The organism is Tardiphaga sp. P4_G1 (genome assembly GCF_056401215.1).
Genome location: NZ_JBFUJU010000020.1, coordinates 1 through 12,414 on the forward strand (window position 1 = coordinate 1; position 12,414 = coordinate 12,414).

The 12,414-nt window shown below is 62.4% G+C and carries 9 protein-coding genes; 3 read left to right on the plus strand and 6 right to left on the minus strand.

Annotation, left to right across the window (positions count from 1 at the left end; translation table 11 throughout):
* Window positions 1–127: 127 nt before the first annotated feature.
* Window positions 128–565 carry a nickel-responsive transcriptional regulator NikR gene (gene nikR / locus AC1DUY_RS30615; RefSeq protein WP_478119172.1) on the minus strand — a complete coding sequence of 146 codons (438 nt, stop codon included), beginning with the start codon at window positions 563–565 and terminating at the stop codon, window positions 128–130.
* Between the two features lie 96 nt (window positions 566–661).
* On the opposite strand from nikR, the gene AC1DUY_RS30620 reads away from it, so the two are divergent.
* Entirely contained in the window at window positions 662–2,956 is a 2,295-nt protein-coding gene (locus AC1DUY_RS30620) for a TonB-dependent receptor (RefSeq protein WP_478119174.1), read from the plus strand.
* Between the two features lie 92 nt (window positions 2,957–3,048).
* On the plus strand, window positions 3,049–4,200 hold the full coding sequence (locus AC1DUY_RS30625; protein WP_478119176.1) for a lactonase family protein: 1,152 nt from the start codon (window positions 3,049–3,051) through the stop codon (window positions 4,198–4,200).
* Window positions 4,201–4,407: 207 nt separating this feature from the next.
* Here AC1DUY_RS30625 and AC1DUY_RS30630 read toward each other — a convergent pair whose 3' ends face one another.
* The 5 genes from AC1DUY_RS30630 to ribB all read right to left on the minus strand — a co-directional run bounded on the left by AC1DUY_RS30630 (window position 4,408) and on the right by ribB (window position 9,467).
* Window positions 4,408–5,343 carry an MBL fold metallo-hydrolase gene (locus tag AC1DUY_RS30630; RefSeq protein WP_478119178.1) on the minus strand — a complete coding sequence of 312 codons (936 nt, stop codon included), beginning with the start codon at window positions 5,341–5,343 and terminating at the stop codon, window positions 4,408–4,410.
* A 212-nt stretch (window positions 5,344–5,555) separates the two neighbouring features.
* A complete protein-coding gene (locus tag AC1DUY_RS30635) occupies window positions 5,556–6,455 on the minus strand; it encodes an NAD(P)/FAD-dependent oxidoreductase (protein WP_478119180.1) in 900 nt (299 codons plus the stop codon).
* The gene (locus tag AC1DUY_RS30640; protein ID WP_478119182.1) at window positions 6,452–6,919 is read right to left on the minus strand and encodes an RrF2 family transcriptional regulator; all 468 of its coding nucleotides are present in this window, start codon (window positions 6,917–6,919) and stop codon (window positions 6,452–6,454) included. The genes AC1DUY_RS30635 and AC1DUY_RS30640 overlap by 4 nt, the downstream gene beginning before the upstream one ends.
* Window positions 6,920–7,036: 117 nt before the next feature.
* Entirely contained in the window at window positions 7,037–8,251 is a 1,215-nt protein-coding gene (locus tag AC1DUY_RS30645; protein WP_120288483.1) for an acyl-CoA dehydrogenase, read from the minus strand.
* Window positions 8,252–8,375: 124 nt separating this feature from the next.
* Window positions 8,376–9,467 (minus strand): 3,4-dihydroxy-2-butanone-4-phosphate synthase, encoded by a 1,092-nt coding sequence (ribB, locus tag AC1DUY_RS30650; protein WP_478119184.1) that lies wholly within the window; start codon window positions 9,465–9,467, stop codon window positions 8,376–8,378.
* A gap of 464 nt (window positions 9,468–9,931) precedes the next feature.
* On the opposite strand from ribB, the gene AC1DUY_RS30655 reads away from it, so the two are divergent.
* The coding region (locus tag AC1DUY_RS30655; protein ID WP_478119186.1) for a M10 family metallopeptidase C-terminal domain-containing protein at window positions 9,932–12,414 on the plus strand (2,483 nt) is incomplete at its 3' end.

Below are 12,414 nucleotides of genomic sequence, written 5' to 3' on the forward strand. Positions count from 1 at the left end.
GGGGGCGCCACAACGTACGGAGCCTGTGGCGCCCCCTCTCCCGTCTCGAACCGCTGCGCGGTTCGATCCACCCTCTCCCACCTAGCGAAGCTGCGCTTCGCGGGGGAGAGGGGAAGATGCGCACGGGCTACTTGTGCGAATGGGGCTTCTTCCCCTCCGCCTTCTTCCCCGTCGGCATCATCACCACGCGGCCATACCTCACGCCGCGCTCCGCAATGATGTGATCGGCAAAGTGCTGCACCTCGCTGCCCGAGCCGCGCAGCGCGGTGACTTCCATGCAGTTATCGCCGTCGAGATGCACGTGCAGCGTCGCCAGCGAGAGGTCGTGGTGATGGTGATAGGTGTCGACCAGCCGGCGTGACAGATCGCGCTGGGCGTGATCATAGACATAGACTAGGGCGGCCACGCATTCGCCAGCCTTGCCCTTCTCCTGTGCGGCCTGCTGCATGCCGGCACGGGCGAAATCGCGGATCGCCTCGGAGCGGTTCTGATAGCCGTGTTCGGCGATCATCGCGTCCAGCTCTTCCATCAGGTCGTCGTCGAGCGTGATCGTAATGCGCTGCATCGGTCCTCTCAAGAAGTATGACGAATCTTTGACTTTGTCATACTTGGCATGTCAGTGTGTTCCCGTTGAACCCAGCATAGCCCGGCCGACTGACCGATGCATCGCTCTCTCTTTTCATCGGCCGGAATCGCCCTGGCTTCGCTCGCAGCCGTCACGCCGTCACCTGCGCAGCCGGCGACAGTGCTGTCGCCGGTCGAAGTCGAGGCGCCGCCGCGGCCTGCGGCCAAACCACGTGCACCGCGCAGCGGGAATGAGGCAGGCCGTCCAGCGGCACGCCATGTTGCCGCACCGACGTTGGGGGCCGGCGGCATGAGTGTCACGCCCCGCGCCAGTGCAGCGCAGGCGCCGGTCGCCTCCGCCAGCGAGAAGACTGTCAGCGGCGCCGAGGTCAATGCGCGGCCACTGTCGCGCCCGGCCGAAGCGCTCGAAGTCGCGCCAGGCCTGATCGTCACCCAGCATTCCGGCGAGGGCAAAGCCAACCAGTATTTCCTGCGCGGCGTGAATCTGGATCACGGCACCGATCTCGCCATCTCCATCGACGGCATGCCGGTGAACATGCGCACCCATGGTCACGGCCAGGGCTATGCCGATACCAACTTCCTCATCCCCGAACTGATCAGTTCGGTGAATGTCCGCAAGGGACCGTATTTCGCCGATGAAGGCGACTTCTCGTCCGTGGGGGCGATCCATGTCAGCCTGATCGACAGCGTCGCGCGCACCATGGCGTCGATCACATCGGGTAGCTTCGGCTATAACCGCGCCTTCGGTGTTACGTCGGGCAAAGTCGGCGAAGGCACGCTGCTGGTGGCCGCTGAGGCCAATATCTATAACGGTCCATGGGACAATCCCGACAAGCTCCAGAAACTCAATGGCGTGATCCGCTACAGCCAGGGCACCGCCGACAACGGCCTGTCGCTGACCGGCATGGCCTATGGCAACAAATGGAATTCCACCGATCAGGTGCCGCTGCGCGCGATCACCTCCGGCGAGATCGGCCGCTATGGCGCGCGCGATCCCAGCGATGGCGGCAATTCGGAGCGTTTCTCGCTGTCCGGCCGTCTCCGGCAGACCGATATGGACAGCGCGACCAAGCTCGATGTCTACGTCATCAAGAGCAAGCTCAATCTGTGGAACAACTTTACGTTCTTCTTGAGCGATCCGGTCAATGGCGATCAGTTTCACCAGTATGACGACCGCGTGCTCGGCGGCATCAATGCCTCGCATACATTCAAGTACAATATCGCGGGCTTCCGCAACGAAACCGAGGTCGGCATCCAGAGCCGCTATGACGATATCAATGTCAGCCTCGGCAACACCATCAAGCGGCAATATCTCTCCACCACGCGCAGCGACGGCGTGAAGGAAGGCAGCGTCGGCCTGTTCGTCCAGAACACCACATTCTGGACTGACTGGCTGCGCACCAATATCGGCTGGCGCGGCGACTATTACGACACCACGGTCAATTCGTTCTTCAATCCCGCCAATTCCGGCAGTGCTACGGCGACCGTCGGCAGCCCCAAGGCAGGTCTGGTGATCGGTCCCTTCGCCAGGACCGAACTGTTCCTGAATGCCGGCGAGGGCTTTCACAGCAATGATGCGCGCGGTGTCACCATCAGGGAATCGCCGAGCGACGGTTCGCCGGTGGACTCATCGCCATTCCTTGTGAAGACCAAGGGCGCGGAGATCGGATTGCATACCAAATTCATTCCGGGTCTGACCAGCTCGATCGCGCTCTTCATGCTGGAGTCGGCCTCCGAAATCCTGTTCGTCGGCGACGCCGGTGATACCGAAGCGAGTCGTCCCAGCCGCCGCGTCGGCTTCGAATGGACCAACGACTACAAGCCCACGTCATGGTTGAGTCTTGAAGCCGATCTCGCAATGACCCGCGCGCGCTTTCGCGGCAGCAATGCCGATCAGGCGGCGGCCTATGCGGAGCTGGATGGCTATCCGGCCTCGCAGATCGGCAACGCGCCCGGCAATTTCATTCCCGGCGCGCCCAACATGATCGCCTCGGCTGGCATCAGGCTTGGCGAGGCCACCGGCTGGTTTGGCGCCTTGCGCTATCGTTATTTCGGCCCGCGTCCGCTGACGGAAGACGCGGCCTTCATCTCGCCAGCCACGGGTCTGCTCAACGGCCAGGTTGGTTACCGCTTCGATAATGGCTGGCGCATCCAGCTCGATGCCTTCAACATGCTCGACAGCAAGTCCGACCAGATCACCTATGCCTATGGCTCGCTGCTGAAAACGGACTCGCTGTTCGCTGCGTGTTTCCCGGCGGGCGGCGGGGCGCCGACGGCGCCTGCCGCGGTGTGCCAGACCGGCATCATGGACCGCGTGCTGCATCCGGTCGAACCGCTGGCCTTGCGGGTGACGGTGGCCGGCCGGTTCTGATCTCGCGGTTCTGACTTTGCCGCAGCGCAGCTTGCCTATTCGAAAAGGCGGTAGCATCATCCCTCCCAATGAAAAGAGGCAGGGAGGTGTTGATGCTCGCACGGGTTCGTTCCGTTTCGCGCCGTTGGCTATTCACGCGTGCCAGCGCCGGTTTGAAGGCGCTGCTGGCGATCGTCTCGCTCCCGTTAGCAACAGGGCTCATCATGTCATCGGCCAGTGCCGCCACCTACGTCTATGTCGGCAATGCCGACAGCCAGAACATCAGCATTCTCGAATTGAAGGCGAATGGCAGTCTCGCTGCGATCGATACCGTGGCGGTGCCGGGGCCGGCAAAGCCCGGCGGCTCGCTGCCGCTGGCCATCAGTCCCGAGAAGCACCGGCTCTATGCTGGGCTCCGCAACGAGCCCTACACGGCGGTGACCTTCGATATCGATGCCAAAACTGGAAAACTGAAACTGGTCGGCCCCGGGCCGCTGGCCGATTCCATGGCCTATATCGCGGTCGATCGCACCGGGCGATTTCTGCTGAGCGCCTCCTATGGCGGCAACAAGGTGACGGTGAACGCCATCGGGCCGAATGGCGTGATCGCGCCGGCACAACAGGTCGTCGCCACCGAACCGAACGCGCATTGCATCATCGTCGATCCCACCAATCGCTATGTGCTGCATACGAGCCTCGGCGGTGATGTGATCTATCAGCAGAAATTCGATGCCAGGGCCGGAAAGCTGACGCCGAACGATCCGCCGACCGTCAGCGTGAAGGCCAAGGGCGGCCCGCGCCATCTGGTGTTCTCGCCGGACAAGAAGTTCGTCTATCTGCTCAACGAACTCGATGCGGCGATCCATGTATTTCCGTGGGACGCTGCCACCGGCACATTGAAGAAGGAAACGCAGGTCGCCTCCGCGCTGCCGAAGGGATTCGACGGCAAGCCCTGGGCGGCGGATATCCATCTGACGCCGGACGGCAAGTTTCTCTATGCGTCGGAGCGCACCAGCAACACGATCGCCGCGTTTCGTGTCGATCCCAAAACCGGCGCGCTGACATCGCTTGGCTCCACGGCCACGGAAAAGCAGCCGCGCGGATTCAACATCGATCCGTCAGGTCGCTATCTGCTGGCGGTCGGGCAATTGTCCAACAGCATGACGGCCTATTCCATCGACAAGGCGACGGGCAGCCTGACCAAGCTGAGCGAAACCGCGGTGGGCAAGAATCCGAACTGGGTCGAGATCGTGAATCTGCCGTAGCGGCTATGTTCTGGCGCAGGCCTCTCGCTCCCTCTCCCCGCTCTGCGCGGGGAGAGGGGTGGGGTGAGGGGCGTGGGTACGTCGATGTCGCTGAGTTTTTCTATCGTGTCGGTGCGATCCGACAGTCGCTTGATTATTGCGAGTGCGTGTTCTGCCCCTCACCCGCCGCGAAGACGCGGCGACCTCCCCCCGCAATGCGGGGAGAGGTTAAGACGCCATCCGATAACTCCCACCGATGACCGGGTCGCCGTCTGTCAGTACCAGGCCGCGGGCGACGAGATCTTCCAGATGCGCCAGCACGGAATAGCCGGCGGCATTGGTCAGGCGCGGATCGAGGCCGATATAGATCGCGCGCACGATGGTCGGAATATCCGCTTCGCCCTTGCCAAGGCGATGCAGGATCGAGGCTTCGCGGGCGCGGCGGTGGCGAATGAGAAAGCGCACATAGCGCTGCGCATCGGGAATATCCGGGCCGTGGCCGGAGAAATACAGGTCCTCGTCGCGCGCCGCGAGTTTGTCGAGCGAGGCCATGTAGTCGATCATCGAGCCGTCGGGCGGCGCCACGATGGAGGTCGACCAGCCCATCACGTGATCCGCAACGAACAGATACTTCTTCTCGCGCCAGGCAAAGGCCATGTGGTTGGCGGTATGGCCCGGCGTCGCCACGCCTTCCAGCGCCCAGCCATCGCCCTCGATCACCTCGCCGTCGGCGACCAGCACGTCCGGCTTGAAGTCGCGGTCGGCGCCTGACTCCGGCGAATGTTTCTCGCTCTCGAAGCGCGGCCGCGAGGCGCGGTGCGGGCCTTCGGCATAGACGGTGGCGCCGGTGGCGGCCTTGAGCGCCGCAGTGTTCGGCGAATGGTCGCTATGGGTATGGGTGACGAGAATATGCGTCACCGTTTCGCCCTTCACCGCATCGAGCAGCGCCTGCAGATGGGCGTCATTGGCCGGGCCGGGATCGATGATCGCGACCTTGCCGGTGCCGACGATATAGCTATTGGTTCCGGTAAAGGTGAAAGGCGAGGGGTTGTTGCAGAGAACCCGGCGCACGTTTGGGCGGACCTCATCGACGACGCCCGGCTTGAGCGGATAATCGCGATTGAACGGAACGTCGTCGTTGGCGCCGTTATCCTTGTCGCTCATGGTCGGTCCTTCCCAGTCTGTTCTCAGCCTGTGATGACTAGCAACATGATCAGGGAAATCAAACAGCGCTAACTCGCGCCAGCCATGCATGCTTAAACACCGTCATGGCCGGGCTTGTCCCGGCCATCCACGTCCTGCCGTATGCGCCGTCGAGGCGTGGATGCCCGGGACAAGCCCGGGCATGACGAACTCTGGAAGCACAGATCTGGAAGCTACGCGTGCCCCGTCCCGAACATCAGCGATCGATGCGCGCCGACCCCGGCCATCGCGCCATCGCCCACCGCAAGCGCCACGGAGCCCGTCGCGCGCGCCATGTCACCGCAGGCGAATACGCCGGAGACGGTGGTTTCCTTGAACATGTCGGTCTGCAGGAACGGTCCCATCGGCCCGTCTTCCAGGGCACAGCCAAGCTGTGCGCCGAGTGGCGACGCCGGACTGGTGCGCGTCAGCGTGAACATGCCATCGAGCGGAATGATGCGGCCATCCGTGAGTTCGACATCGATGGATGCGCCTGACAATTGCCTGATCGGTTCACGCTCGACGGTGACGCCGCGCTGCATCAGTTGCATGAGATGGTCCGCGTCCGGCGTGAACGCGCCGTTGAGGAACAGCGTCGTCGATCCCCAATCCGGCAGCATCAGGGCGTGATGCATTGACATGTCGGACGATGCCAGCACACCGATGCGACCCTGATCCAATTCATAGCCGTGGCAATACGGACAGTGAAACACATGCTTGCCCCAGCGCTCGGTGAGGCCGGGGACATCCGGCAATGTATCGACCACGCCGGCAGCGAGGATGATGCGCCTGGCTTGATAGCGCGCGCCGTTCTCGGTGCTGATAGTGAAAGCGTTCGTTTCGCCTTCACTCGTTGTGGCTTTCGCATCGACCCACGCGACCGTAGGATATTTCATCAACTGCGCGCGGGCGTCCACGGCGATCGCGCCCGGCGGACGCCCGTCCTGACCGAGAAAGCCGTGGGAGTGTTCAGCGAAGCGATTACGGCGCTGGCCGGAATCCATCACTAGGACCTTGCGGCGCGCCCGCGCCAATTGCAGCGCTGCGGAGAGGCCGGCATAGCTGCCGCCGATGACGATGGCATCGAAACTCATTTTGTCTTCCTTGAAATCTTGCTCTGAATTTTGCCGCGATGATCCTCCGCCCGCGCGTGAAAATCCGCGGCGAGCTGCGCCAGCGTGACATCCGCAAGGCGGCCGATCAGCACGGCTTCTGCTTCCGCGAAGGCCGATGTGAGCGAGTGATTGACGGCCTGCTCGACAAGGCATGTCGGGCTTTCCAGATGAATGCCCATGGCCATCAGGCTGGGCTTGCCCAGCGCGTCGTAGATGTCCTTCAGCGTCACGGTTGCGAGGTCGCGCGCGATCTCCCAGCCGCCGCCATGGCCCTTTTCGGAGCGCACGAGGCCCGCTTCGCGCAGTCCCGCCATGGTGCGGCGGACGACCACGGCATTGGTGGTCATGCACATGGCCAGTTCGGCCGAGGTCATCGGGCGGTTCTGCTCGGCCATGTGCAGCAGCGCATGCAGCGTGGCAGAGAGGCGGTTGTCTCGTCTCATGTAACTTATGATGATACATGATGCCGGGCGCGTCAAGCCGCCCCGGTTTTGAAGTCCTCAAACGAAAAATGCCCGGCGCGAGGCCGGGCATTTCGAAACATTGAAAGCGAGTGACGCTTAACCGAACGCCTGGATGCCCGTGATGGCGCGGCCGAGGATCAGCGCGTGGACGTCATGCGTGCCCTCATAGGTGTTCACGGTCTCCAGGTTCTGCGCGTGGCGCATCACATGGTATTCGGCCTGGATGCCGTTGCCGCCGTGCATGTCGCGGGCCATGCGGGCGATATCCAGCGACTTGCCGCAATTGTTGCGCTTCACCACCGAGATCATGTCCGGATGGAAATTGCCTTCGTCCATCAGGCGGCCGACGCGGAGCGAGCCCTGCAGGCCGAGCGAGATTTCGGTCAGCATGTCGGCAAGCTTCTTCTGCACCAGCTGGGTGGCCGCGAGCGGACGGTTGAACTGCTTGCGGTCCAGCGTGTACTGGCGGGCGCGCGCCATGCAGTCTTCAGCGGCGCCGAGCACGCCCCAGGAGATGCCGTAGCGGGCGCGGTTGAGGCAGCCGAACGGACCCTTGAGGCCCGACACGTTCGGCAGCAGATTCTCTTCCGGCACGATGACGCCGTCCATGACGATCTCGCCGGTGATCGAGGCGCGCAGCGACAGCTTGCCGCCGATCTTCGGCGCCGTGAGGCCCTTCATGCCCTTCTCGAGAATGAAGCCGCGGATCTGGTTGTCATGTGCGGCGGACTTCGCCCACACCACGAACACGTCGGCGATCGGGGCGTTCGAGATCCACATCTTGGAGCCCGAGAGCTTGTAGCCGTCCGACACCTTCTCGGCGCGGGTCTTCATGCCGCCGGGATCGGAGCCGGCATCGGGTTCGGTGAGGCCGAAGCAGCCGACCCACTCACCGGTGGCGAGCTTGGGCAGGTATTTCTTGCGCTGGTTCTCGTCGCCGTAGGCGTAGATCGGATACATCACGAGCGACGACTGCACCGAGTTCATCGAGCGGTAGCCGGAGTCGACGCGCTCGATCTCGCGGGCGACGAGGCCATAGGCGACATAGCTGGCATTGGCGCAGCCATAGTCTTCCGGCAGCGTGATGCCGATCAGGCCGAGCTCGCCCATCTCGTTGAAGATTTCGCGGTCGGTATGCTCATTGAGATAAGCGTCGTTGACGCGCGGCAGCAGCTTGTCCTGGGCGTAAGCGCGCGCGGTGTCGCGGATCATGCGCTCGTCTTCGGTGAGCTGGCTATCGAGCAGGAACGCATCGTCCCACTGGAAACTTGCAGCGGCCGGCTTGTCCTTTGCCTTGGGGGCAACGCTCATCGAAATCCCTTTCACATCATGGCTGAGTAATGCGCATTGGCTGCGCGTGTTCTGGTCGCAAGCGCTGTTTCGCTCAACAGGGTGCCGTCTCAGGCGGCACCCGCGCATTGCGTGCTACGGCATTTTAGGTCTTTGAACTATCGCCATCAAGCTGTTCGTTGCAGGCGATCTCGATGCCGAAACCCGACAGGCCCTTGTAGTCATGGGTCGACGAGGTCAGGTGGCGGATCGAGGTGACACCGAGATCGCGCAGGATCTGTGCACCGACGCCGATTTCACGCCATTGCCGGTTGCGGTCGGCTTCCGCCGACTTCGGCGCATCGAGCGGCTCGACGGGCACGCCCGCGGCGCCGTCGCGCAGATAGACCAGCACGCCGCTGCCGTTCTTCTTGAAGCGTTCCAGCACAGGCTGCATCTTGGCCGGGCCGAAGAACACGTCGCGCACGATGTTCGGCTTGTGGAAGCGCGTCAGCACGTTCTTGCCGTCGCCGACGCTGCCGTAAACGAAGGCAACATGGTGGATCGGATCGAACGGCGAGCGATAGGAATAGCCGTGCAGCGGGCCGATCGGACTGTCGGTGGTGAAGGTCGAGACGCGCTCGATCAGCTTCTCGCGGGCCTGACGATAGGCGATCATGTCAGCGATCGTGACATGCTTGAGCTTATGCTTGGCCGCGAAGTCAACGACCTGCTGGCCCTTCATCACCGAGCCATCGTCATTCATCAATTCGCTGATGACGCCGACGGGCGCGAGATTGGCCAGCTTGCAGAGATCGACGGCGGCTTCGGTATGGCCGGAGCGCATCAGCACGCCGCCCTCACGCGCGATCAGCGGGAAGATATGACCGGGACGGGCGAAGTCATTGGCGCCGGCATTGGAATTGGCCAGCGCGCGGCAGCATGAGGCACGCTCATCGGCCGAAATGCCGGTACCGCCATCGGGCTTGTAGTCGATGGAGACGGTAAAGGCGGTGGTGTGGTTGCTATCGTTGTTGACGACCATCGGATCGAGCCGCAGCCGGCGGGCATCCTCGGTGGTGATCGGCGCGCAGACGATGCCGGAGGTATGCCGGATGATGAAGGCCATCTTCTCGGCGGTACAGAACGATGCGGCGACGATGAGGTCGCCTTCACCCTCGCGGTCGTCATCGTCGGTCACCACGACCATTTCGCCGGCGGCAAAGGCTTGCAGAACGTCTGAAATCGGGTCGGCCATAAAATTCGCCTCGGATGCACTCTTGCTCTGTGTGAGGTCCATATGGCGCAGAGCGGGGGGCGGTGCAACCCGCGGAAATGGGGGGCGGTATGCGGGTTCGCAGTGCGGAATGGGGCAATGCCATTCCGTGTCGCCGAATCGCAGCCGCCGGGCGGCCGGCATCGGAGATACCACCACATCGACCGGCTCGACCCGAACTTTGGCAAGAACTGAAGCCTCACGACGATTGGCAGGCCCGGTTGCGGGCGATAGGCTGCTGCGGCGAGTCGCACCTGTAAATTTTGGCTGTTGGCCGACAACCGCCGGCTTCAATCGAGTGTCACGTAAGGATTTGTAAACTACGGGTGTTTGTTATGTGCGGACAGCGCCGGCAACGGGGGGTAATCGCCGATCCTTTCAACCTGCAAAGCCTTCACATCACCAAGCTTGCCTGACCGGCCATTCGATGTCGTCGAGATATCATTATGAACAGTCCTGCTAAACGATTTTACGCCTTCGCAGCCAAAGACATCGGTGACGTGGGCTGGGATCGGGACAATGGCGACGCTTTTGGCGACTCGTTGATGCTGTCGGCGCTTGCGGTTCATCCGATTGAAACCCGGAAACTTGCGGCTGCGGCCGGCAACGACGACGGATCGTTTCCGCTGGCAGACCCCACGATGACCAGCGCGTCGAGCGCCGACGCCGCCGTCAACAACGCGGCCAAGCCCGTCGCCACCGTTACGCAACTCGCCAATTACCTGATCACCGGCTTCTGGCAATACAACTACACGATCGCGCATCACTGGGCGGTGACGACGATCAGCTACAACATCAACGGATTGACGCCCACCGAGCAGTTTCTCGCGCAGTCGGCGCTCAATGCCTGGCATGAGGTCGCCAATGTCAGCTTCGTCCAGACCACCGGCGTAGCCAACATCACGTTCAATCACAACGGCTCGATGACCGCCTTCGAGACCGACAATTACAACGGCGCCGGGATCATCAGTTCCGCCACCATCGACATCAGCGCCGACTGGATTACCAGCGACGGCGGCGCCTATGACGGCAAGACCGGCATCGATAGCTACAGCTACCAGACCTACATCCACGAGATCGGCCACGCGCTCGGTCTGGGCCATCAGGGCCCCTACAACGGCAGCGCCTCCTATGCGACCGGCGCCACCTACGCCAACGACACCTGGCAATATTCGATCATGTCGTATTTCCAGCAGTCGTTCTATGCGGGCAGTTCGACCCGTTATGTGATCACGCCGCAAATGGCCGATATCGCCGCCGTTGCGGCGATCTACGGCGCGGCGACCACTCGGACCGGCGACACCGTCTATGGTTTTCACAATACCGGCGGATCGATCTACGACTTCACAGCCTATAATCAGGCCCCGGCACTGACGATCTACGATAGCGGCGGCAGCGATACCCTGGACTGCTCGGGCTACACCGCCGCGCAACTGATTGATCTGCGGCCCGGTGCGTTTTCGTCGGTCGGCGGATTGACCAACAATATCGGCATTGCCACCAGCACTGTCATCGAAACCGGAATCGGCGGCAGCGGCAATGATACGACGATCGCGAACGATCTGGGCTGTACGCTGATCGGCAACGCTGGCAGCGACACGCTGACTGGCGGCAGCGGCAATGACAGGCTTGTCGGGGGCACCGGCGTCGATCTGCTGACCGGCGGTGGCGGCACAGATACATTCGTGTTCGTCACCGGCGACAGTTCAGCCGCAAGCGGCCAGCACGACCGGATTGCCGACTTCATCGCCGGAACCGACCGCATCGACCTGACCGGCATCGACGCGATCACCGCGACGGCAGGCTACGATCTGTTTCGCTTTATCGGCACAGTCCCTTTCGACGGCGTAGCCGGAGCCTTGAATTACCTTTTTGATGGCTCCCGCGGCGTCACCGTTCTGGAGGGCGACACCAACGGAGACCGGATCGCAGACTTCGCTATCGACTTCACCGGCAATCTCGTCATCGGCCCCAGCGATCTGGCGGGGATCTCGCTCGCCACCACGGTCATCGAGACCAGCGGATCGACGAGCCTGACCAGGATCGGAAGTTTTTTCTATCTCTATAGCGGCGGCGCCGGGCCGCTGCTGAAGCAATCCGGCGCCGGCGTGGCTGCTGCTCAATTCGGTGGATGGACGCCGATCGCGGCCGAGCAGATTTCGGGCGGCTATGAAGTGGCTTGGAAGATGGCCAGCCTCGATCAATATACGGTCTGGATCACCGACAACAGCGGTAACTACACCTCGTTCAACGGCGTCATGTCCGGCACCAATCCGACATTCGAAGCGCTGGAAACAAGCTTTCATCAAGATCTCAATGGCGACGGCACCACCGGCCTTGCGGCCACCTTCATCGAAGCCAGCGGATTGACCAGTCTGACCCAATTCGGAACGACATTTTATCTCCTCGCCAGCGGTACCGGCCCATCATTGAAGCAAAACGGCGCCGACGTGACAGTGGSGCAGTTYGGCGACTGGACACCGATCGGGGCGGAACAGACATCGAGCGGCTACCAAGTCGCCTGGAAGATGGCCGGTGCCGACCAGTACACGATCTGGACCACTGACAGCAGCGGCAACTATATTTCTTTTAGCGGCGTGATGTCCGGCAGTAGCACGACACTGCAATCACTCGAAGCAAGCCTCCACCAGGACCTCAACGGCGACGGGGTCACCGGGCTGCGCAGCACAGTGATTGAGGCCAACGGTGCGACCAGCCTTGTCGCCGCCGGCAATACGTTCCTGCTCCTCAGCGGCGGGGCCGGACCCTCGCTGAAGCTGTCCGGCACCGATGTCACAGTGGGGCAGTTCGGCGACTGGACACCGATCGGGGCGGAACAGACATCGAGCGGCTACCAAGTCGCCTGGAAGATGGCCGGTGCCGACCAGTACACGATCTGGACCACTGACAGCAGCGGCAACTATATTTC

Excerpts from the sequence above, each read along its gene's own strand:
- nikR (WP_478119172.1), bottom strand. The coding sequence starts at position 565 with ATGCAGCGCATTACGATCACGCTCGACGACGACCTGATGGAAGAGCTG.
- AC1DUY_RS30620 (WP_478119174.1), top strand. The coding sequence starts at position 662 with ATGCATCGCTCTCTCTTTTCATCGGCCGGAATCGCCCTGGCTTCGCTC.
- AC1DUY_RS30625 (WP_478119176.1), top strand. The coding sequence starts at position 3,049 with ATGCTCGCACGGGTTCGTTCCGTTTCGCGCCGTTGGCTATTCACGCGT.
- AC1DUY_RS30630 (WP_478119178.1), bottom strand. The coding sequence starts at position 5,343 with ATGAGCGACAAGGATAACGGCGCCAACGACGACGTTCCGTTCAATCGC.
- AC1DUY_RS30635 (WP_478119180.1), bottom strand. The coding sequence starts at position 6,455 with ATGAGTTTCGATGCCATCGTCATCGGCGGCAGCTATGCCGGCCTCTCC.
- AC1DUY_RS30640 (WP_478119182.1), bottom strand. The coding sequence starts at position 6,919 with ATGAGACGAGACAACCGCCTCTCTGCCACGCTGCATGCGCTGCTGCAC.
- AC1DUY_RS30645 (WP_120288483.1), bottom strand. The coding sequence starts at position 8,251 with ATGAGCGTTGCCCCCAAGGCAAAGGACAAGCCGGCCGCTGCAAGTTTC.
- ribB (WP_478119184.1), bottom strand. The coding sequence starts at position 9,467 with ATGGCCGACCCGATTTCAGACGTTCTGCAAGCCTTTGCCGCCGGCGAA.